The sequence below is a fragment of the Orbaceae bacterium lpD02 genome, assembly GCA_036251875.1.
Lineage (GTDB): Bacteria > Pseudomonadota > Gammaproteobacteria > Enterobacterales > Orbaceae > Orbus > Orbus sturtevantii.
This window is the reverse complement of record CP133960.1, coordinates 1075933-1099637: the sequence shown is the minus strand read 5'-3', so window position 1 is coordinate 1099637 and position 23705 is coordinate 1075933. Positions and strand designations below refer to the sequence as shown.

The following is a 23705-nucleotide window of genomic DNA, read 5'->3' as shown; positions in this document are numbered from 1 at the left end:
TACGCCATAAAATGGCTCTGCTTGCCAGTTGATTCAAAATAATGATGTTAGTAATGATAAATGTAGTCGAATAAATTCGACTCAAAAAATAAAAATTGAATAAATATTATGAGGTGATTATGGCATTATGGGGTGGGCGTTTTAGCCAAGCAGTAGATCTGCGCTTTAAACATTTTAATGATTCATTACGTTTTGATTATCGTTTAGTTGAGCAAGATATTCTCGGCTCTATTGCGTGGTCAAAATCATTAGTGACAGTCAATATCCTATCTGCTGATGAACAACAGCGTTTGGAGCACGCTCTTAATCAACTCCTTGCCTCGGTACAACAAGATCAGACACAAATTTTGCAAAGCGACGCTGAAGACATTCATAGTTGGGTTGAACAAAAACTTATCGAAAAAGTCGGAGATTTAGGTAAGAAATTGCATACTGGTCGTAGCCGTAATGATCAAGTTGCAACTGATCTTAAGCTATGGTGTAAGGTTGAAGTTAATTACCTAATTCAGGCAATTAAGCATTTACAGCAGCAACTAGTTAATACTGCTGAGCAATACCAAGATGCTGTAATGCCAGGCTACACTCATTTACAGCGCGCGCAGCCAATTACATTTTCTCATTGGTGTTTAGCATATTTTGAAATGTTAGCGAGGGATAAAGGTCGTATGCAAGATACCTTAGTGCGCTTAGATATTAGCCCGTTAGGCTCTGGCGCTTTAGCGGGTACCGCTTATCCAATAGATCGTGAATTACTAGCAAAAAATCTTGGTTTTGCCGGTGCAACCAACAATAGTTTGGATGCTGTTTCTGACCGTGACCATGTAATGGAGCTATTATCAAATGCTACAATTGGTATGAATCATTTATCGCGTTTTGCTGAAGATCTCATTATTTTTAATAGCGGTGAAGCAAATTTTATTGAATTATCTGATCGTGTTACGTCAGGTTCATCGTTAATGCCACAAAAGAAAAACCCCGATGCGTTAGAACTCATTCGCGGTAAATCTGGACGGGTTATTGGGGCCTTGACTGGAGCTATGATGACATTTAAAGGCTTACCTTTAGCGTATAATAAAGATATGCAGGAAGATAAAGAGGGATTATTTGATGCGTTAGATACTTGGCATGAATGCTTAACGATGGCTACATTAGTGCTAAATGATATTAAAATAAATTATCAACAGTGCCTTGATGCAGCAAAACAAGGCTATTCAAATGCGACTGAACTTGCCGATTATTTAGTTGCGAACGGGATCCCATTTCGTGAAGCTCATCATATCGTTGGTGAAGCAGTTGTCTATGCAATTGCTAAGGAAAAAGCCCTTGAAGAGTTAACAATTGATGAGTTTAAACGATTTAGTCCGGTGGTTGAAAAAGATGTTTATGCTATTTTATCAATCGATTCATGTTTAAATAAGCGTAGCGCTAAAGGCGGCGTGGCTCCAATGCAAATTTCGACTGCAATCAAAAAAGCAAAGAATAGCTTAAATGATTCAGTAAGTTAATGAAAAAATGTAAAATTATTATTAAATTTTTATTTAAGATATTAATAATTAACTCTTAATTTGCAGGGCGTAATCGTATAGAATGAGCGTAATTATAGTAATAGCGTAATAATGATTAGTTATGCTTTATTACTATGTTTGTGTTTTCACTCTATAAAAAACAACGCCGTCGGGGGCCGTCATGAATATTCGTGATTTAGAATATTTTGTTGCATTAGCTGAATATCGCCATTTTCGTAAAGCAGCAGATTCGTGTAATGTGAGTCAACCAACATTAAGTGGACAGATTAGGAAATTAGAAGATGAACTCGGTGTTATGCTACTCGAGAGGACAAGCCGAAAAGTATTATTTACTCAAACAGGGTTAATGCTTGTTGATCAAGCGCGAGAAGTTTTACGAAATGTGCAGGTTTTTCGAGAGATGGCTAGTAAACAAGGGGAAGACATGTCTGGCCCTATGCATATAGGCCTCATTCCAACACTTGCGCCGTATTTATTACCTCACATTATTAGCTTATTGCATGATGCTTATCCATCTTTGGAACTCTATTTACATGAAGCACAAACGCACGTGTTAGTTTCACAGCTAGAGCAAGGCAAGCTAGATTGCGTGATTTTAGCGCAAGTCAAGGAAACCAATCCATTTATTGAGTTACATCTATTCGATGAGCCTATGTTTTTAGCTGTGCCTGCAAGTAATCCATTAGCAAAAAAGAAATGTATTAATTTATCAGAGCTGCGTGGCGAAAAATTCTTGATGCTTGAAGATGGGCACTGTCTTCGTGATCACGCTTTGGGTTACTGCTTTCAAGCAGGTATTGAAGAAGATAAACGTTTTAGGGCAACAAGTCTTGAAACATTGCGTAGTATGATTTCAGCTGGACGAGGTATTACTCTCTTCCCTGAACTTGCCGCCCCAAATGAAAAAATTCGCGATAATATTTGTTATATTCCTTGTGTTGATCCTATTCCATCACGCTCAATTGCATTAATTTATCGTCCTGGTTCACCGCTACGTTCTCGCTACGAGCAAGTTGCTAAGAAAATTCGAGCTCGTATGCCCGAAGTTTTTGCTGAGAAAGCGCTGCTTTTAAAAAAAGGTTAACATTTGTAGGTTATGAAAAGTACTAAATGTCCTCAGTCATCAGGTATTAGAGCAATACAAAAAGAGAGAACGCGGCGCTCTTTAATTGATGCTGCATTTAATCAGTTAAATGCAGAACAAGGATTTGCCAGTTTAAGCTTACGAGAAGTTGCGCGTGAGGCTGGTATTGCTCCAACTTCATTTTATCGCCATTTTCGTGATATGGATGAGCTTGGTCTTGCAATGGTTGATGAAAGTGGTTTAACACTGCGTCAGTTAATGCGCCAAGCGCGTAAACGAATTGAAAAAGGAGGAAGTGTTATTCAAACATCAGTAACGACATTTATTGAGTTTATAGATAACAATTCCAAAGTATTTTTATTATTGTTACGCGAGAGGGCTGGGACATCTGCAGCATTTCGTTCAGCGATAGCAAGAGAGATCCAGCATTTTATTGTTGAACTTGCTGATTATTTAGACAATGCTAATAGCATGCCTCGTCGCTATAATGAAGCCCAAGCTGAGGCAATGGTTACAATTGTGTTTAACTCCGGTGCTGATGCGATTGATTTTGAGCCAGAACAAAAACAGAAATTAATTGATAATCTTATTTTCCAGTTACGGATGCTATCGCGTGGTGCTTATTATTTATATCATCGTGAATTATTGAAAAAGCAGAATATTGATGAAATCGATGCAATAAAATTACGATAATTAATTGTGGTATAAAGTTAAACAGCCCGCTTTAATCTTGCCTAGGCAATACTATTTAGGATTAAAGCAGGCGTTTTAATAAATGAACAGGTTATTTTTTCGCTCGCTCAAATGACTCAACAATCTCTTTGCGAGCCGCTTCAGCATTTTCCCAGCCATCAACTTTAACCCATTTTCCTGCTTCAAGATCTTTATAGTGTTCAAAGAAGTGTTTGATTTGTGCTTTTAACAGCTCAGGTAAATCATCTATGTCTTTAATATGATCATATTCTTTAGATAATTTAGTATGGGGTACGGCAATTAGCTTGGCATCTTCACCTGACTCATCAGTCATTTTCAATACGCCAACAGGGCGACAACGAATCACTGCACCTGGATGTAAAGGGTAAGGTGTTGGTACTAGCACGTCAACCGGATCGCCATCAAGTGAAAGAGTGTGGTTAATATAACCATAATTACAGGGATAAAACATTGCTGTTGACATGAATCGATCGACAAAAACTGCGCCAGACTCTTTATCTACTTCATATTTAATCGGGTCAGCATTAGCTGGAATTTCAATTACAACATAAATATCATCAGGTAATGATTTACCTGCTGGTACATTTAATAGTCCCATTTATTCGTCCTCGGATTTAGTTCTAATTTTATTAAAAAAGCACGTCTATTATAAAGATTATTCTGTTTCACTCAATTGTTTTAAATATTGAAAAATTTGTTTTGCTGATTTGGTCGGTTTATTTTCATCAAGTTCTTTTTTAGCAAGTCTAGCTAAGTTTCGTAATTGTTGACGATCGGCAGTTGGATAAATAGCTAAGATAGCTTCAGCATTACCTGTCTCAATTAATTGATCACGAAGTTTTTCTATTTTATGAAATTGCACGACTTGTTGATTATGGCGATTTTTTAATTTATCTAGTGCTTGTTTGATCGGATCAATATCACGACTACGCAAAAGCTTGCCAATATATTGAATTTGGCGGCGATAACCCTCTTTTTTGATTTTTTGAGCCAGTTCAATTGCATATACTAAACTATCGTCTAACGGGATTTTTTCTCGCTCAAGTTTGCTTAGTTGGACAAGTTCTACTCCAAGCTTTTTTAAGACTTCTGCATCACGTTTTATTTCACTTTTACTGACATAGATGATCTCTTCATCGTCGTTGCTATTTTCATTTTCAAATGGTGTCATAGGTTATCTTTAAATAAATATTATTAAATTGATGTAAATGATAAATGCTAATTGTATTATTATAACGTATCATTAAAACAAAGACAGAAATTAAATAAAAATTGCTACTATATAATTTATTTTTATTTAAAATCATGTTAAACAATAATATTTTTATCATACAAAAGTGTTGACGCACAATATCCGGATGCTATTAATGAATACTTTACACATAAAAAATCAGTCTTATAAAGAACAGCAGCAGTTGGAATCCGTAGTCGCTAATGCGATCGACATTGCTAAAAAGAAAGTCGATTCAGTTGAAATTGCAATAAATAAATCAACAGGCATTAATGTTAGTACCCGTTTAGGTGAAACAGAAAATATTGAGTTTAATAGTGATGGTGTATTAGCAATTACGGTATATCAAGATCAGAGAAAAGGTAATGCTTCAACGAATGATCTCTCGCCGCAAGCAATAGAACAAACCATAAATATGGCCATTGAGATCATGAAGTATACGTCTGCCGATCCTTATTCTGGTTTAGGTGATAAATCACAAATGGCATTTGATTGTCCCGATTTAGATCTATTTTATCCAAGCGCTCTCAATGTTGATGAAGCAATAAAGCAAGCGGCAAAAGCGGAAATGACCGCATTAAATTATACAGAAATTATCAATAGTGATGGCGGTCATTTTAATAGTAGCTATGGTATTCATGTCTATGGTAATAGCGAAGGGATGTTACAAGGCTATCGCGCGAGTTCACATGCTTTGTCATGTTCGGTGATTGCTGAGCGCGATGGGCAGATGGAGCGCGATTATGCATATACGTCATCGCGCGATATTAACTTATTAAAATCGGCTGAATCAGTCGGTGTACAAGCGGCTGATAAAACTATTGCCAATTTAGGTGCTCAGCAAATAGCGACTATGCAGGTACCTGTGCTATTTAGTGCTGAAGTCGCAACAGGATTAATCGGTCATCTTGCTTCGGCAATTAGCGGTAGTGCAATCTATAAAAAATCATCTTTTTTACTCGATAAAATCGGTCAAAAAATTTTACCTAACTGGTTAACCATAAAAGAGTTACCTCATTTATTAAAAGAGGTTGGTTCAGCACCTTTTGATAGTGATGGGATTCGTACCTTTGATAAAGATATTATTAACAATGGTATCTTACAAACTTATTTACTTAGTAGTTACTCTGCTAGAAAGTTATCAACTCAAGAAAAAACATTTACAAGCACCGGTAATGCGGGGGGCATTCATAATTGGCGTTTAAAAAGCACTCACTTAATGCCCACTTTTGCCCAGCTATTAAAAATAATGGATCGCGGTATTGTGGTTACATCTTTAATGGGACAAGGTGTCAATTTGGTGACTGGTGATTATTCGCGTGGCGCTAGTGGTTTTTGGGTTGAAAACGGGCAAATTCAATACCCAATTAACGAGTTCACTATTGCGGATAATTTATCTAATATGTATAGCAATATTATTGCAATTGGTAGCGACATAGAAAGAAGAACCAATATTCAATGCGGTTCAATACTGATTGAAAAAATGAGTATTGCAGGGAAATAAGTGATTTGATATGGGAAAATTCGACAATCAGCTATTTTTTCAAAAATTATTGCAATGGATCCCTGGTCTTGCAAGTTTAGTCAATTATCGTAGAGAGTACTTAAGTTACGATCTTCGAGCCGGTCTATCCGTTGCCGCTGTATCATTACCCGTTTCAATTGCCTATGCTGATTTAACTGGAGTTGGTGCAATAGCGGGACTTTATTCAACGATTTTACCCTTAGTTGCTTATGCGCTGTTTGGCTCTTCAAGGCAGCTTATTATTGGACCAGATACAGCAACTTGCGCGGTTGTTGCCGCTGTTGTTATTCCCTTAGCTGCAAATGATCCAATTTTGAGATGGCAGTTAGTTATTGTTATGACCATCATGATTGGTATTTGGTGCTTAATTGCTGGAAGATTGCGTCTTGGCGCTTTAGCAGACCTTTTAAGTCGCCCCATTTTAATTGGTTTGCTTAATGGGATCTCCATTACTATTATTGTGGATCAATTTGCTAAAGTTTGTGGTTTTAGCTATGACTTCGGTAATTTGTTCGCCAGAGTATTTTATATCCCGCTAAAAGTACCAGAGATGCACTTTATCACGGTACTAATTTCATTAATAACGCTGATGTTATTGATCGGAATAAAAAAACTACGGCCACGTTGGCCAGGGCCATTAATCGTTGTTATTATCATGACATTTGCCTCTTGGTTGATTGGTTTTGACCAACATGGTGTTAACATTATTGGTCAATTTAGTAATGAAATGCTCTCCTTTGTATCATGGGGTAATTTTGATGTTGGTTTAATGCGCGAGCTGGTTGTCCCTTCAGTAAATATTGCTGTTATCTGTTTTATTAGTATGATGATAACGGTACGCAGTTTTGCGGCTAAAAATAATTATGATACTGATGCTGATGCTGAGTTTAGGGCACTTGGTATTGCTAATATTGTAGCGGGATTATCAAATGGTTTTGTGGTAAGTGGTACTTCATCAAGAACTGCAATAAATGACGTAAATGGCGGTAAAACTCAGTTAGTATCGATTGTTGCAGCGCTTGTGATTGCATTAATTGTCTTCTTTTTATTATCGCCATTAGAGTATATTCCAACCGCGGTATTAGCGATTATTCTTATTTATTCTTCGTGGTCACTCATTGATATAAAAACAATCCTTCGCTTTTTTAAACTTAGTCGAGATGCGTTTTATTTAAGTTTAGCAACGCTTATTGCTGTGTTATTAATTGGCATTATTCCTGGCATGGCATTAGCTGTTCTGCTTGGTTTATTCTTATTTTTAAAGCAAATTTTTAGACCGACTGATCAGCTTTTAGGCGTTGATACTGATGGAAGAATTCATTCTTTAAGCAATAATGTGAAGCCAATTGATAACGCGATTATGTATCGTTTTAACTCACCATTAACGTATTTTAATATCGCTTATTTTAAAAAACGTATAATTAACTTAGTTGATGAATCACCAGAAAAAGTTGGATATGTGATTGTAGATACGATCCCTTGCTTTACTTATCAAGATGTAAGTGTGTTACTCGGTATTGAAGAGCTTGTTCGAGCATTAAAAATACGTAACGTTGTATTTATTTTAGCGGGAAGACGAAAAACGTTGAAACGTTGGTTTAAAGATATGAATATCAATATGGATAAAGACTATATTGAGTTCGCTTATGATCTCTATTTTTCAATGAAAATGGTGTTGAGTAAAGAAAGTATGGCCGATGTTGAGGAGCAAGATGACTAATATATTAAAAATTGAGATGGTAAGCACGGGCGACGAAGTATTATACGGACAAATTACCGATACCAATGCTTCATGGTTATCTGATTTTTTATTTCAACATGGTTTTACTATTACCTCTCGCTTTACTGTTGGCGATAACCTTAATCAGTTAATTGATACGTTAATTAAGCGTAGTAAAGAGAATGATATTCTAATTATCAACGGGGGATTGGGACCAACTAGTGATGATTTAAGTGCTCTAGCAGCGGCTAAAGCTAATAATGAAGAGTTAATCTTACGTCAGGAATGGCTCATTATTTTAGCGCAATTTTTTGCTAACAAAGGCAGAGAGATGCCGCCTGCTAATGTAAAACAAGCTATGTTGCCGAAGAGCGCATCAATAATTGATAATCCAGTCGGAACTGCATGTGGTTTTAAAATGCTAATAAATAACTGCGTGCTATTTTTTACGCCAGGTGTACCTTCTGAATTTAAAGTAATGATTGAAAATCAAATTCTACCTGATATCAAAAAAATGCAGCCTAATATTATAAAGCCACTATGTTATCGGCTCACTACAATGGGTCGAACAGAGAGCGATTTAGCGAGTGAAATTGAAGCAAAACTATTGGTCCCTGCCAGTATTGATGTCGGTTATCGTTCTGCAGTGCCTATTATCGAACTAAAATTGACAGGCAAAATATCTGAGCAACCATTAATGGATAAACTATGGCAACAGTTAAAGCAATTAGTTAGTGACAATTTATTATATGAAGGTACGCAAGGGCTTGCTACTGTCGTCAGCCAGCTACTGCAAGATAAGTCGCAAAAATTGATTGTGCTTGAGGAGCAAACGGCTGGACTAATTGCATATCAGCTTTATGATCAAGGTGCACCATTAGTTAAATCTGAAGTGTCATATAATATTGCCCACCGTCTAAATGACTTGATGACACAATTTCCTCAAGCATTAATTTTGTTTTTAGGTCAATTCAACCAAGATAATAGCCAATTCACCCTTAAACTTGTTACGCCTAAGCAAACATATTGTTATCAGCTTAATTATAAAAGTAGACGCTATGATAGACAAACTGAGCAACAGGTATTTTCAGCAATTGCACTTGATGCTTTAAGACGTTATCTAACAAATCAACCATTAGTTGGTCCTAATGTTTGGCTAGATGTAATCGATTCTGCTCAGCATTGTAGTTATAATTTAAGATAATTGTACGAATAACTGTACTCCTTTTATTTATAAAATTTATTTGTCCAATAGATGACTTTCTCTTTTATATTAATTATACTGTATTTTTATACAGTTACAAAGGGTGAGTTATGCAAGATAGTACGATTAAAAAACTAGAAATTTTGGCGGAATCGGCTAAATACGATGTTTCTTGCGCTTCAAGTGGAACAACCCGTAAAAACCAAAATGGTGGAATTGGTAGTACGCAAGGATGGGGCATTTGCCATAGTTTTACTGCAGATGGTCGCTGCATTGCATTGTTAAAGATTATGCTGACTAATTTTTGCTTGTATGATTGTGCATATTGTATCAATCGAAGCAGCAATGATATTGAACGCGCTGCCTTTTCTCCTAAGGAGTTAGCAGAGCTAACGATTGAATTTTATCGCCGAAATTATATTGAAGGGCTATTTTTAAGCTCAGGCATTATTAAAAATGCTGATCATACGATGGAAAGAATGATCCGAGTCATTAAAGATTTACGTATTATCCATGGTTTTAATGGCTATATCCATATGAAGGCAATTCCAGGAGCGAGCAGCGAACTTGTCTATCAAGCAGGGCTATATGCTGATAGATTAAGTGTTAATTTAGAAATAGCCACAGAGCAAAATCTAAAACGCTTAGCACCAGATAAAGATCACCAAAGTATCTATTTACCGATGCGCCACATTCAACAGCACCTCATTGAAAATAAAGAAGAACGGCAAAAATTTCATCATGCACCTAAATTTGCTGCAGCAGGGCAAAGCACCCAAATTATTGTCGGAGCCAGCGATGAAACGGATCAACAAATTTTGCAATTGACCTCAAAGCTTTATAAACGGCCAAGCATGAAACGCGTTTATTACTCAGGTTTTATTCCGGTAAATAGCTACGATACAAGGTTACCAATGGTAAAAGATGTGCCGAGAATTCGTGAAAATAGATTATATCAAGCTGATTGGTTATTAAGGTTTTATCACTTTAATGTTGATGAAATTGTAAATGATGATCATCAATCACTAGATTTAGATATGGATCCTAAACTCAGTTGGGCAATTCGTAATCCAAGTTATTTTCCTATTGATATTAACAGGGCAAGCTATGAGCAAATATTAAGAGTGCCAGGGATTGGCATTAAATCGGCTCGCTTGATTGTATCGGCACGCCAACATAGCCGCCTTAACCTTGATGCTTTAAAGCGCATAGGTGTCGTACTCAAACGCGCTCAGTTTTTTATTGTTTGTCATGAGATGCGTACTTTTAAGTTGCAAGAGTCTTCAGCACAGTATATTCGCTTATCATTGCAAGAAGCTCCTCTGATCGAACAAGCCAAAACGAGACCGCTACCACAGCAACTAACCATGGCGTTGTAGGGAAGTAAGTATGATTATTTTTCGCTATGACCAGAGTTTTGAAGGATTACTTTCTGCTATTTTCGACGCATTTTTATTAAAAAAATGGCCACAGTCAATTCTTACACATGAGGATGTTTTGCCATTATTAGCATCAGAAGAGCATCTAGTACAAACGACAGAGGAAAAATATAACCGCGTTAGTCAAGCGATGAAAAAGCGTTTGCCACCTATCGCACTGACTCAACTAACTTATGTGTGGTATTCAGAGTGCCCCGAAAGGGCAATGCTTCTTTTTAATTATCTTGTTAAAGTGTTTAAAAATAAGCGTGATATTAGTCATGATTTTGCTGATCCAGACGTACTCGCAATAAAGAAATTGGCGCAAAAAGTATCACATGAACGACACTATTTAATGATGTTTGTTCGTTTTAATATTATTAATAATCAAAATGATAAAGTTTATTTTGCAACTGTATCGCCTCGATACAACACGTTACCGTTTGCCATTGATTTTTTTCAGGACCGTTTTGCTGATCAAAAATGGGCAATTTTTGATACAAAAAGGCAATATGGTTATTTATATGACTTAACTCAAACAGAAATTATAACGTTAAATGAGCAAGATGGTTTGCTTACCGATGGCATTATTAATGAACGTTACCTTTCAGCAAATGAAAAAAAATTTCAAAGCATGTGGTATCGTTATTGCCAAGCAACTACAATTAAAGAGCGTATTAACCCTAAATTGCAACGGCAGTTTATGCCGACACGATTTTGGCAATATTTACCTGAAACGTGGCACGATTTGAGTAATACTTAGTGTAAAATAAGCTTAAACTAAACCGTATTTCTGTGTGGTAATTTTTATATGGTAATCGCTGTATTTGTTATGCTGCAATAATGATAATGAATACTTGTCAGTAATAATTGGAATGAGGAATAAAATGAAAATCTATTCAATCGCAATATTAGCATTAAGTTCTACATTAGTATTATCGGCTTGCTCGACCGATCCTTATACTGGCGAACAAAAAGTTGCCAATACCACGAAAGGCGCGATTCTGGGGAGTGCTGTCGGAGCCGGAATTGGTGTTTTATCCTCCTCTAAAAGTGATCGAGGGAAAGGAGCATTAATTGGTGCGGCTTCTGGTGCGGTAGTGGGTGGTGGCGTCGGTGCATATATGGATGTTCAAGAAACTAAATTACGTAATAAATTACGTAATACGGGTGTCAGCATAACGCGATCGGGTGACAATATTATCCTTAATATGCCAAATAACGTGACTTTCGATACCAGCAGTTCGACACTTAAACCGTTGGGTACTGAGACATTGACAAGTGTTGCTTTGGTGCTAAAGGAATACCCAAAAACAGCGATCAATATCGTCGGTCATACTGATTCAACGGGCAGCAATGCAACTAATCAAAAATTATCATTAGAGCGAGCTAATAGTGTGGCTAATCTATTAATTCAACAAGGAACTTCAGCGGCAAGAATGTCTGTTTATGGTGCAGGAGCTTCACAGCCTATTGCTGCAAATAATACCGACGCTGGGCGGGCACAAAATCGCCGTGTCGAGATCACCTTATCACCGTTGCAATAATCAGATTCGTAATATAATAGGCACTGTTTAATCCAGTGCCTTGCGATTTTTATGCGTTAATGTATTTGGTTCTATCGGGTAACCAACTATCAACAATAGCAATCGCTGCGCTTGGATGGTGTATGAGTAAATAAGCTGATACATTTTGTACTGTGCTTATCATATGTTGATCGCGGATCAGATCAACGACTTTAAAACCTGCAATGCCAACTTGTCTTGTACCTAATATTTCACCACCACCACGGATCTCTAAATCTTTTTGTGCGATAACAAAACCATCATTGCTATCACGCATAATATTCAGTCTTTCTTTGGTTACTCGGCTAAGTGGCATTTGATACATCAGTACACAGTGTGACGCTTCACTACCTCGTCCGACTCGACCACGTAGCTGGTGAAGTTGTGATAAGCCTAATCGCTCTGCATTTTCAATAACCATTAAGCTAGCATTTGGCACATCAACACCAACTTCAATAACTGTTGTCGCAATTAATAATTGAATATTACCTTGCTTAAAAGCCTGCATTACTTCCTGCTTTTGTACGGGTTTCATTTTACCGTGGATCAGACCAACTTTAATATCAGGTAATAATTCTTGTAACTCGGCAAAAACAACTTCAGCAGCTTGGGCCTCAAGAATCTCAGATTCTTCAACTAAAGTGCATACCCAGTAAGCTTGTTTTCCTTCAAGGCAGGCTTGTTGGATTCTTGCTACAACGTCGTTACGGCGAGTATTTGGTAGCACAACTGTGGTAATTGGGGTTCGGCCAGGAGGTAGTTCATCAATAGTTGAAACATCAAGATCAGCATAAACCGTCATGGCTAGTGTTCGAGGAATTGGTGTCGCAGTCATAATCAGTTGATGAGGATAAATATTATCTTTCACACCTTTTTGCCATAATGACAACCGCTGAGCAACACCAAAGCGATGTTGCTCATCAATAATAACCAGACCTAAATTAGCAAATTTAACTTGCTCAACAAACACTGCGTGCGTTCCAATTAGCATATCAGTCTGCCCTGATTGTAAACTGGTATAACACTCACGTTTATTTTTAGCGGTTAATTTTCCTGACAATAAGCTGACAGTGAGGCCTAGTGGCTCAAACCATTGACAAAAATTGAGATAGTGTTGCTCGGCTAAAATTTCAGTTGGTGCCATTAATACAACTTGTTGGTTATTTTCGAGTGCATTAAGTGCCGCTAGCCCCGCGACCAATGTTTTCCCTGAACCTACATCACCTTGAACAAGGCGCATCATCGGGATATTCTTTGCCATATCATGCCAAATTTCATTCACAACACGATTTTGGGCATTAGTTGGTGTGAAGGGTAATCCACGCAGAAAAGGTGCAATATATTTATTGGTTACTTTCAGCGCTACTGCTTGTTGTGTTTGGTTATATGATTTAGTTATTTGCATGCTTAAATGGTAAGCAAGTAATTCTTCAAATATTAACCGTTTTTTAGCTGGATGATCACCGTTCTCTAAAGCGTTAATATCGGTATCTAATGGTGGTTCATGAATAATTTTTAAAGCTTGTTCTATACTTGGAAAGCCAATTAAAAACTTATCAGGAATGAGTTCTGGTGAAGGATTACGTATTAATAGTATTAAAGCTAAATTAATAAATTTACGCAGCATGGTTTGAGTTAAACCATAAGTGGCAGGGTAAATTGGGGTATATCTTTCAGTTTCGATGTCGTCAAGTGCTTGCTCGTTATCGCGGATTTGTACTTGAGGGTGGATCATTTCAAGGTATATTTTGCCTTTTTTTACTTCACCGTAGGCTTTTAGCCATTTACCTACTGCCATATTTTGTTTTTGGCCAGGATAAAAATTCATAAAACGGAGGTTGATAATACCGGTTTCATCTTGAACGGTACAAATTAGCATACGCTTTTTAGCGATGATGACTTCACTTTTTATAATTTGACCTTGAATGGTCGTATGCTCCGCAATGGATAACGTTGCGATGGTGCTTGAACTAGAACGATCTTCATAACGCATGGGTAAATGCAATAGTAGGTCGCCAATGGTATAGATTCCTAATGAGTTGAATTTTTTTGCTAATGCATCACCAAGTCCAGGTAAATGGCTAATGGTTAAGTGGTTGAGTAATCGTTTATCAGCCATAATTTAATTGATATTACGATTAATATTGACCACTTCTTGCTGATAATTTATTTTACGAATGATTTCATTTAGTTGGATTGAGTTTTTAACTTCTATATGCAAAATAATAGTATAAATTTTGGCATCTTTCTTTTCGGTATTTAGCCATTGTACATTAGCTGATTCAGCATTAATGGCTGAAATAATGTTTGCTAATGCTGTAGCGGCATTATTTATGATGTCAATCCAAATTTCAGCAATAAACAATTGATCTGGAGCGGGAGACCATTCTAGCGGTACATATTTATCCGGATGGCTTTGGTAACCAATAATATTACGGCATGATTCATGATGAATAGTCAAGCCTTTTTCTGGGCTTATTCTACCAATAATAGGATCATCAGGAATAGGGTGACAACATTTAGCAAGAGAGACTAATAATCCTTCTGTTCCAGTGATTGCTAACTTTTTATTTAAACCATATTGGTTAATGTCAACGTCATCGCTGTACTCAAGGCTTTTTATGACAAATTGGCTCATGATATTACCTAGGCCAATTTCCGCGAGTAGATCATCAAAAGAGTTTAATTTAGTAATACTCATCAATTTATCAATTTTTCTTTTAGGGATTGAGTTAATGCCGCCTTGTCCCATTAAAGAGTAATTTAATAATCGCTTACCTAACGCAATAGCATCTTCTCGTTTTAAGCTTTTTAATGCTTGACGAATACGTGCACGCGCTTTCGAGCTAACGACAAAATTTAGCCAGCCCGCATTAGGTCTACTATTTGGAGAGGTTAAAATCTCCACTGTTTGTCCATTTTTCAAAGGCTGTGAAAGTGGGGACGGCTTGCGATCGACTACTGCGCCAATGCATTGATGCCCAATATCAGTATGAACCGCATAAGCTAAATCAACAGGTGTCGCACCTTCTGGTAATTCTACAATACGCCCTTTAGGTGTAAATACATAAATTTCTTTAGGAAATAAATCTGATTTAACATTTTCAATAAATTCAAATGAGCTAACGACATTTTGTTGTAATTCTAGTAAATTTTGCATCCAACGATGCGCTTTAATTTGTGCAGTTGTATTATTCATCTCATCGTTTTTATCATAGGTCCAATGAGCCGCAACGCCCATTTCAGCCATTTGATTCATATCTGCCGTGCGAATTTGGATTTCGACAGGCGTACCATGTGGACCAATTAAAGAGGAGTGAAGTGATTGGTAACCATTGACTTTTGGGATCGCGATATAATCTTTAAAACGATTCAGGCGGGGTTTATATAAATTATGAACTAAACCTAATACTCGATAACAGCTATCAACGTCTTTGACAATAATACGGAAAATATAGATATCCATAATTGAGCGAAAGTTTTGCTCACGAAGTAGCATTTTTTGGTAAATAGCATAGATATTTTTTTCGAGACCTTCTACCTTAGCTTTAATTTTTGCGTGATTTAATCGCTCTTCAATTTCAACTAAAATTTGCTTGATTAACTCTTTACGCGTTTTTCTTGCAGATGAAATCACCTTTTCAATAACTTTAGCTCTATTCGGGTGCATAGCGGTAAAACCAAGTACTTCAAGCTCAGTTTTAATATGATTAATCCCTAAGCGATAAGCTAGGGGAGCATATATTTCAAGGGTTTCTTTCGCTATTCGGCGGCGTTTATCAGGTCTTAATGATTCTAACGTGCGCATATTATGGGTACGATCAGCAAGTTTGATTAAAATGACTCGCACATCCTTAACCATCGCAAGCACCATTTTGCGAAAATTCTCAGCTTGAGCTTCTTGACGATTACGAAATTTAAGCTTGTCGAGCTTAGAAACCCCTTCGACTAGTTGAGCAACATCCTCACCAAATCGCTCGACAACCTTTTCATAAGTAATGGGCGTATCTTCAATCGTATCATGCAATAATGCAGCAATAATTGTTTCAAAGTCCAGTTGCATATCGGCAAGAATACAAGCAACGGCAACTGGGTGGGTGATGTAAGGTTCACCACTTGAGCGAAATTGACCATCATGAGCACCATAAGCAAACATATAAGCTTCTCGGATTTGCTTGACTTGCTTACCTGGAAGATAGCTTTTGATTCTTTTCTCTAATGAAGCAAAATATTGCATATCAGCTGTCATTTTATGATGCTTTGCTTATAGTTTTATTCGTATGATGGTGTGTTTTCGAAAAGAATTGTTTCATGGAGTATAGAACGCGTTTCCGTTTCTTCTTGACGCGCTTGATAATCAGCAGTATCGAGAATTTTTTTATTGACCAAACCTTGTTCTATTTCACGCAGCGCAATAACAGTTTCCTTATCATTTTCTTCTGCGACTAGTGGCGTTTTACCTTCAGATTGAATTTGATGCGCGCGCCTTGCCGCAACTAATACTAAATCAAATCGGTTACCAATTTTATCAACTGCGTCTTGAACGGTTACACGAGCCATACTTACCTCATAATCAATAGTGGATTTCTCTAGAATAATCATCAATTTTACTTAAATTTAGCGTAGATTGCTATGCTTATTTAAGTTTTAATGCGAAATGTTTACTATAATTTGATAAATATCATTAGGGTTAATGGTGTTTTTTAATAAAATATAACGCTAACTGGTTGTTAGCGCAAAGTTTTATAAATCTAATCGATAAGGTTATCGATGGTATACTTATTTAATAATAACTGTTTATTTGTACGTAAACTATCCGCTTTAATAATCGCTGTTAATGCGTTTAAGGCGCTAGGAAAATCATCATTAATGATTAAATAGTCATATTCAGCATAATGAGACATCTCTGATTTAGCTTTGTGCATGCGTTTAGCAATGACCTCAAGAGAATCTTGCTGGCGCTTGATCAGTCTTTTTTCTAATTCAGTTAATGAGGGCGGCAAAATAAAAATACTTTTTGCATTCGGCATTTTTTCTCTGACTTGTCTTGCACCTTGCCAGTCAATGTCTAAAAATATATTAATGCCTTGTTTTAAACTGCTATCGATAGCTGCTTTTGATGTGCCATAATAATGATCGAACACTTTGGCATACTCGACAAAAGCATCTTGCTCAATTAAGCTTTCAAATTCTCGATGATCGACAAAATAGTAATGTTCACCGTTGTTTTCCCCCGGTCTTGGCTGGCGGGTAGTATGAGAGATTGATACACTTGCGATTTGCTGGCTACCTTGGTTAAGGTAAGCTTTTATAAGACTTGATTTCCCCGCACCACTTGGCGCTGAGATGATAAAAAGTGTTCCTGTATACATAAGCTTTTTTTATTTAGGTTAATTAGCGCTATTATTGATGATATTAAACAAAAATAAAAGCATTAGCGTTTATCAATTTCATTAAAATAGTAATACAAGCAATCATGCTATTACTATTATTCTTTAATCAATAGTCAAATTTTATACTGTAATAATATTTAATAATAAAAAATAGCCCAATCAAAGTGACTTTGTATTCACGATTGACAATTGAGCGTTTTTTAGCATATAAACTCTATCAAACCAGTCATTTTCAGTTAATCGATGAGTAACCATAACCAGTGTTTTGTCAGCGTAACATTTTTTAATAATTGTTAAAATTTGTTGTTCAATTTGGTTATCTAAGCTTTCTGTAGGTTCATCCATTAATATTAATGGCGCCTTATGTAGTAGTGCCCTAGCAATTCCAATACGGCGCTTTTCTCCTCCAGATAATGCCCTACCTCCTTCACCTAGCCAAAGATTAAGACCTTCTTGGCTATTAGTGAGTTTTTCAAGTTCAACGCTGGCTAATACTGCTCTTAGTTCGTTATCTGACGCATCAGGATTGGCAATTAATAAATTGCTACGTAGCGTATCGCTAAAAATATCAATAGTTTGTGGAATAACTGCCATAAAACTACGTAATGTCGCTTCATCAAATCGTGTAATATCTTGCTGGTTTAAAAAAATTTGCCCATTTTTAGTCGACAACGTACGGCTAATGAGACTTAATAATGTGGATTTCCCACAGCCTGTTTTGCCGATTAATGCAACATGCTCGCCATTTTTGATAGTAAAATTAATCTGCTCGAAAACGTTAAATGGCTGATTTGGATAAGAAAATGTCACATCAGTAAAGACAATTTCACAGTGATTCAAATCAGCTTTTTCACCCGTATCAGGAAAGGTTATTTTGGGTTGTAGTTGCCTTAATTCATTCATTCGCTCTGCAGAAGTTAGCACTTGACCTAAAAAGAGAAATGCTCCAGGGATAGGTGTCAGTATCTCAGCACAAGATAAGCCAACAAAAATAAATAAAGCAATAATGGGTTGCTGATAATTTGCGACGCCATCGGCCGCTAAAAATATAATTAATAGCGTCATTATTCCAATAATGAGTAAAATTAATGCACTTGAAAGGCTTAACAAAGTTGCTTGTTTTTGTTGATTGGCTAGCCATTGTTGTTCTATTTCATCTAACTGTAAACGGTACTGTTTAGTTGCATTGAATAATATCAACTCGGCTTGCCCTTGCAGATAACTAATTAATTTTTGACGATATTCACTTTTTTGTTCAGCAATTTTTGCACCAATTAATTTACCCGCTTGATAAAATATTATTGGTATGACTAGGATCGTCATTAACAATATTATCGAGATAGTGCCCGCGATGGTTTGGTCAAAGTAACCAACAGCGAAATAAATGAGTATTGTCATTAATACACCACTCACAATTGGCATAAACAGCCTTAAATAAAGGTGATCTAAATTATCGATATCCGCAATAAAACGATTAAGTAAATCTGCTTTTTGATAGCGCTGCATTTGCATGGCACACAATGGCAATATGCGTTTAAATGCATGAGTTCTTAAATACGATAGTATTTTAAAGGTGGTATCATGGTTAACTAATCTTTCTGCATAACGAGCGGCAGTTCTTATTATTGCTGCCCCTCTGACGCCAGCGGCGGGCAGCATATAATTAAAGGTATATAAGCCAGCCACTCCAACAAATGCGGTCGCCGATAAAAACCAGCCTGAAAGGGAAAGTAGAAAAATACTGGCACCAAGAGTAAGTAGCACTAAAATAGTACCGAGTAAAACCATAAAAAAATAATGTCGATAAAGCTTAATGTAAGGTAATAGTTTTGTCAGCATGATATTTCCCTATTTATCAATATAGATTTGCTGCTCACGCAATTGCCAAATCTGATCAAATGCCATGATTTCACTATTATGATGAGTTACGGTGATGATATTACATGTTTGATAATTACTGATTAAAATTGCTTCAATTTCGTGTGCGGTTTGTTTGTCCAAGCTAGCTGTTGGCTCATCAAGTAATAATAAATTACATGGTTTTAAAAGTGCTCTAGCGATTGCAATGCGCTGAGCTTGGCCAACGGATAATCTAACTGAATCTTCACCAATCTGGGTATCAAGTCCATTTGGTAGTTGTTGAATAAAATCAGATAATTGTGCATGGTTAATTGCATCATTTAACATTTTTTCACTGGCATTTGGATTTGCGAGCAAGATATTATTACGAATAGAATTATTGAGCAAATAAGGGTTTTGGCCTAGCCAACTGACTTGCGTTCGCCATTTAGCAAGATCAAGTAAATTAAATTCTATCTGATTAATTTTTAGCGAACCTTTATAAGGTAAAAAGCCGAGTAATAGGTTTAATAGTGAGCTTTTTCCTCCGCCACTTGCCCCCATAAGCGCCAGATTAAACGGCGCTTTAAGGCTAAAGCTTAGCGGGCCAACAATAGGTTGATTATCTGGCGATAAAATAATTAAATCTTGCGCAGTTATCGTATCAATCCTATCAATTTTTATTGTTTCTATTTGCGTTTGCTTAACCATATCGCTGGCTGATGTCGCCAAAAATGTTTCAATATTATCTGCTGCTGCAATGGCTTGCGCTTTGGCATGATAATAGGTACCTAAATCCCTTAATGGTTGAAAAAATTCGGGCGCGAGGATGAGGGCAAAAAAACCAGCAAATAAGGTGACTGTTCCGCTATAAGATCCAAAATGGATTTCGCCCAAATAAGAAAAACCAAAATATACAGCAACGATGGCGATAGAAATAGAAGCAAAAAATTCTAATACCGCCGATGAGAGAAATGCCATTTTTAACACATTCATTGTTTTGATACGAAAGTCTTCGGCTGAATGATTGATCGCTTTAGTTTGTCTTGCACCTTGATTAAATAATTTTATTGTTTGTAGTCCTTTTAATCTATCTAAAAAATGACCGCTTAAATACGCTAGTGCTTTAAAATTTTTACGGTTAACATCAGCAGCTCCCATGCCGACTAAAATCATAAATATTGGGATCAGCGGAGCGGTACAAAATAAAATTAGGGCAGCAGCCCAGTTAAATGGCAATATGACAATTAAGATAAGCAAAGGGATCATTGTTGCTAGGCTAATTTGTGGTAAGTAGCGAGCATAAAAATCTTGTAAATCTTCTATTTGTTCAATTAATAAAGTACTTAGCCCGCCACTTGTATGTTGGCTAATTGCTGGAGGTCCAGTTTGTTCAATCTTATCTATTAGCTTTTGACGGATTGTTTTACGTAAAGAGAGTCCTAATAAAAAATTAATTTTTTCACGTATATAGGTTAATAATGCACGGACGATAAAGACTATCGCAAGCGCGATAAAATAGGGTAAAATAGTAAAAAAATCGCTCTGAACGATAATTAAATTTTGCAGTATCAAGGCGAGTAATATGGCTTGAGCAACGATACATAAAGCAGACATAAAACCAGTTAATATTGAGCCACGTAATATTTTTTTATGCTGCTTAGGTTGTGCCTTTAGCCAATTTAGTAATTGTTTTTGGCGCTGTTTATCTAACGGAGATGACATAATTTCTACATTGTTTTAAATTAACAAGACTATAGGTTATCAAGATAATGTTCGGCATCAAGTGCGGCCATACAACCAGTACCAGCTGATGTAATAGCTTGGCGATAAATATGATCCATTACATCTCCCGCCGCAAAAACCCCTTCAACGCTGGTCTGTGTGGCATTACCTTTTAGTCCTGATTTCACTTTGATATAACCATTGTCGAGTTCTAGTTGCTCGCCAAAAATAGCTGTATTAGGTTTATGACCAATAGCGATAAAGACTCCCATAACATCAATTTGTTTTGTTGTTTGCTTGTCTTGTGTGCTACGCACTCGGACACTGGTTACCCCCATTTGATCACCTAATATTTCATCAAGTGTCTGATGGGTGTGTAAAATAATTTTACCTTCGGCTACCTTTGTCATTAAACGATTTATAAGAATTTTTTCTGCTCTAAACTCATCACGACGATGAATTAAATGTACTTCGCTGGCGATATTAGCTAAATACAGCGCTTCTTCAACAGCCGTATTACCGCCACCGACTACAGCAACTTTTTGGTTGCGATAAAAGAAACCATCACATGTTGCACAAGCTGATACACCTTTACCTTTAAACGCATCTTCCGATGGTAAACCTAAATATTGCGCGCTAGCCCCCGTTGCGATAATTAGCGCATCACAAGTGTAAAGGGTTTCGCCCCCATAAAGCTTAAATGGTTTTTGGCTAAAATCGACACGTTCGATTTGATCTAAAATAATCTCTGTTTCAAAGCGCTCTGCATGTTCACGCATTTTGACCATTAATTCTGGGCCAGTAAGTTCGATCTCTGCTGACGGCCAGTTTTCAATTTCCGTCGTGGTTGTTAATTGTCCACCTTCTTGCATACCCGTAATTAAAACTGGTTTTAAATTGGCTCTCGCGGCATAAATTGCCGCGGTATAACCTGCTGGACCAGATCCTAAAATCATTAAACGCGAATGTTTACTATTCATTAAAACTCCTACTATTTAGCCTATAGCTTGGTAGACACTATTTGCTGGTCAGTCTAACACGATTAGATATTGCTAGCTATTGTATTACATTAGTCAATTTTTTCTATTAAGTTTATTGATTATATTAATAGGTTATTTATCGCAATATAAACTATTTAACTTTTTTTATTGGATTATTTAAATATGAATATCAAAATTAGAACAAATTAATAAAATTTTATTTTAAGTAATATAAATACTAGGAAATTAACTTAATAACACATAAAATGAGAGCCATTTTAATGACTAAATAATTGAGAGAATTTCTATGTCTATATTTTATATTGTTATTGGCGTTTTGGTTTTACTAGCATTAATTACTGTATTAAAAGCGATCACTGTTGTTCCTCAAGGATATCAATATACTATCGAACGTTTTGGCAAATATACTCACACATTAGAGCCTGGTTTAAATATTATTATCCCTTATATGGATAGCATTGGGCGTAAAATTAATATGATGGAACAAGTGTTAGACATTCCATCGCAAGAGGTTATTTCTAAAGATAACGCTAATGTACAAATCGACGCAGTTTGCTTTATTCAAGTGCAAGATGCGGCAAGGGCAGCATACCAAGTTAATCAACTTGAGCGCGCGGTGTTAAATTTGATGATGACAAATATCCGTACGGTTTTAGGGGCGATGGAACTCGACGAAATGTTATCACAGCGGGATCATATTAATACGCGTTTACTCGGTATTGTTGATGAAGCGACAAACCCATGGGGAGTTAAGATTACACGTATTGAAATTCGCGATGTTCGTCCGCCGACAGAACTTATTGCTGCGATGAATGCACAAATGAAGGCTGAGCGAAACAAACGTGCAGAAGTTTTGGAGGCCGAAGGTGTTCGACAAGCTGCAATACTCCGCTCTGAAGGCGAAAAACAATCAGAAATCTTAAAAGCAGAAGGTGAAAGGCAAGCCGCATTTTTACAAGCAGAAGCGCGTGAACGTGCAGCTGAAGCTGAAGCTAAAGCCACTCAAATGGTATCTGATGCGATTGCAGCTGGTAACATCAATGCAATTAATTATTTTGTTGCACAGAAATATACTGATGCGCTGAAACAAATTGGTTCAGCTGAAAATAGTAAAGTAATTATGATGCCTCTTGATGCAAGTAGCTTAATGGGAAGCATTGGTGGTATTACGGAATTAATTAATAATACTAAAAAATAATTTAGCCAATTAGAGGATCATAATGACTGAATTTTTATCAGTAATACATTCTAACCCCCACTGGATTTTTATTGCGCTAGGGGGGATTTTGCTTATTATTGAATTACTTGGTACTGCAGGTTATTCTCTATGGAGTGGAATTTCAGCTTTTATTGTTGGTCTGATTGCGTGGATAATTCCACTTTCATGGCCAGTTTTATGGGTTTTATTCGCGATATTCACGTTAGCAACTGCTTATATTTGGTGGCTATGGTTAAAAAAACATGATGGAGATAAAGCTGAAAAAGGGACCTTAAATCAACCACAAAGAGAGTTGATTGGTATCAGGACTGTTGTTGTAGAGCCGATTAAAAACGGCTATGGGCGAGTCAAAATTAAAGATGGTACTTGGTCAGCAACTTGTAATGAAGATCTTCATATTGGCCAACGTGTCGAAGTCATCGCGGTCGATGGACTAATACTTAAAGTAATAAAAATAGCTTAATAATTCAAAGGGTAACAAATTAGTTACCCTTCTTCCTTAGATAATTACAACTGATTAATAATAAAAAAGGTCATAGTA

20 protein-coding genes are annotated in these 23705 nt (G+C 36.6%); 11 read left to right on the top strand and 9 right to left on the bottom strand.

The genetic code is table 11. The features are described 5' to 3' along the window. The first annotated feature begins 119 nt into the window (after positions 1–119). The 3 genes from argH to fabR all read left to right on the top strand — a co-directional run bounded on the left by argH (position 120) and on the right by fabR (position 3303). Positions 120–1505, top strand: coding sequence for an argininosuccinate lyase (gene argH, locus RHO12_04865; GenBank protein WVD67112.1), 1386 nt, complete (start codon positions 120–122; stop codon positions 1503–1505). A gap of 181 nt (positions 1506–1686) precedes the next feature. Further along, a complete protein-coding gene (oxyR, locus tag RHO12_04860) occupies positions 1687–2610 on the top strand; it encodes a DNA-binding transcriptional regulator OxyR (GenBank protein ID WVD67111.1) in 924 nt (307 codons plus the stop codon). 12 nt (positions 2611–2622) lie between these two features. After that, positions 2623–3303 (top strand): HTH-type transcriptional repressor FabR, encoded by a 681-nt coding sequence (gene fabR / locus RHO12_04855; protein ID WVD67110.1) that lies wholly within the window; start codon positions 2623–2625, stop codon positions 3301–3303. 91 nt (positions 3304–3394) lie between these two features. Here fabR and ppa read toward each other — a convergent pair whose 3' ends face one another. Both ppa and yjgA read right to left on the bottom strand, forming a co-directional pair. Then, positions 3395–3922, bottom strand: coding sequence for an inorganic diphosphatase (gene ppa, locus RHO12_04850; protein ID WVD67109.1), 528 nt, complete (start codon positions 3920–3922; stop codon positions 3395–3397). A 57-nt stretch (positions 3923–3979) separates the two neighbouring features. Then, entirely contained in the window at positions 3980–4495 is a 516-nt protein-coding gene (gene yjgA / locus RHO12_04845; protein ID WVD67108.1) for a ribosome biogenesis factor YjgA, read from the bottom strand. 196 nt (positions 4496–4691) lie between these two features. On the opposite strand from yjgA, the gene pmbA reads away from it, so the two are divergent. The 6 genes from pmbA (at position 4692) to RHO12_04815 (ending at position 11969) form a co-directional block, all read left to right on the top strand. Beyond that, a complete protein-coding gene (gene pmbA / locus RHO12_04840; protein ID WVD67107.1) occupies positions 4692–6059 on the top strand; it encodes a metalloprotease PmbA in 1368 nt (455 codons plus the stop codon). Between the two features lie 10 nt (positions 6060–6069). Beyond that, a complete protein-coding gene (locus RHO12_04835) occupies positions 6070–7800 on the top strand; it encodes a SulP family inorganic anion transporter (GenBank protein WVD67106.1) in 1731 nt (576 codons plus the stop codon). After that, the gene (locus RHO12_04830; protein ID WVD67105.1) at positions 7793–9004 is read left to right on the top strand and encodes a CinA family nicotinamide mononucleotide deamidase-related protein; all 1212 of its coding nucleotides are present in this window, start codon (positions 7793–7795) and stop codon (positions 9002–9004) included. The genes RHO12_04835 and RHO12_04830 overlap by 8 nt, the downstream gene beginning before the upstream one ends. Positions 9005–9114: 110 nt before the next feature. Next, positions 9115–10383: a putative DNA modification/repair radical SAM protein gene (locus RHO12_04825; GenBank protein WVD67104.1), complete on the top strand. Its 1269-nt coding sequence runs from the start codon at positions 9115–9117 to the stop codon at positions 10381–10383. Between the two features lie 10 nt (positions 10384–10393). Next, positions 10394–11185, top strand: a complete 792-nt coding sequence (locus RHO12_04820) for a TIGR03915 family putative DNA repair protein (GenBank protein ID WVD67103.1) — start codon at positions 10394–10396, stop codon at positions 11183–11185. Between the two features lie 124 nt (positions 11186–11309). Continuing rightward, a complete protein-coding gene (locus RHO12_04815) occupies positions 11310–11969 on the top strand; it encodes an OmpA family lipoprotein (protein ID WVD67102.1) in 660 nt (219 codons plus the stop codon). 49 nt (positions 11970–12018) lie between these two features. On the opposite strand, the gene recG is transcribed toward RHO12_04815, so the two are convergent. From recG to trxB, 7 genes are all read right to left on the bottom strand, one after another. Beyond that, positions 12019–14106, bottom strand: coding sequence for an ATP-dependent DNA helicase RecG (gene recG, locus RHO12_04810; GenBank protein ID WVD67101.1), 2088 nt, complete (start codon positions 14104–14106; stop codon positions 12019–12021). A 3-nt stretch (positions 14107–14109) separates the two neighbouring features. Next, positions 14110–16236, bottom strand: a complete 2127-nt coding sequence (gene spoT / locus RHO12_04805) for a bifunctional GTP diphosphokinase/guanosine-3',5'-bis pyrophosphate 3'-pyrophosphohydrolase (protein WVD67100.1) — start codon at positions 16234–16236, stop codon at positions 14110–14112. Positions 16237–16259: 23 nt separating this feature from the next. Continuing rightward, positions 16260–16547 carry a DNA-directed RNA polymerase subunit omega gene (gene rpoZ, locus RHO12_04800; protein ID WVD67099.1) on the bottom strand — a complete coding sequence of 96 codons (288 nt, stop codon included), beginning with the start codon at positions 16545–16547 and terminating at the stop codon, positions 16260–16262. Positions 16548–16738: 191 nt separating this feature from the next. Continuing rightward, a complete protein-coding gene (gene gmk / locus RHO12_04795) occupies positions 16739–17359 on the bottom strand; it encodes a guanylate kinase (GenBank protein WVD67098.1) in 621 nt (206 codons plus the stop codon). Positions 17360–17539: 180 nt separating this feature from the next. Beyond that, a complete protein-coding gene (cydC, locus tag RHO12_04790) occupies positions 17540–19219 on the bottom strand; it encodes a cysteine/glutathione ABC transporter ATP-binding protein/permease CydC (GenBank protein WVD67097.1) in 1680 nt (559 codons plus the stop codon). Positions 19220–19228: 9 nt separating this feature from the next. Continuing rightward, complete coding sequence (gene cydD, locus RHO12_04785) at positions 19229–20944, bottom strand: cysteine/glutathione ABC transporter permease/ATP-binding protein CydD (GenBank protein ID WVD67096.1); 1716 nt, start codon at positions 20942–20944, stop codon at positions 19229–19231. A 29-nt stretch (positions 20945–20973) separates the two neighbouring features. Next, positions 20974–21924 carry a thioredoxin-disulfide reductase gene (gene trxB / locus RHO12_04780; protein ID WVD67095.1) on the bottom strand — a complete coding sequence of 317 codons (951 nt, stop codon included), beginning with the start codon at positions 21922–21924 and terminating at the stop codon, positions 20974–20976. Between the two features lie 307 nt (positions 21925–22231). Here trxB and RHO12_04775 point away from each other — a divergent pair, with 307 nt between their 5' ends. Together RHO12_04775 and RHO12_04770 are read left to right on the top strand one after the other, a co-directional pair. Next, complete coding sequence (locus RHO12_04775) at positions 22232–23143, top strand: SPFH domain-containing protein (protein WVD67094.1); 912 nt, start codon at positions 22232–22234, stop codon at positions 23141–23143. A 22-nt stretch (positions 23144–23165) separates the two neighbouring features. Beyond that, on the top strand, positions 23166–23627 hold the full coding sequence (locus RHO12_04770) for an NfeD family protein (GenBank protein ID WVD67093.1): 462 nt from the start codon (positions 23166–23168) through the stop codon (positions 23625–23627). The last annotated feature ends 78 nt before the right edge of the window (positions 23628–23705 follow it).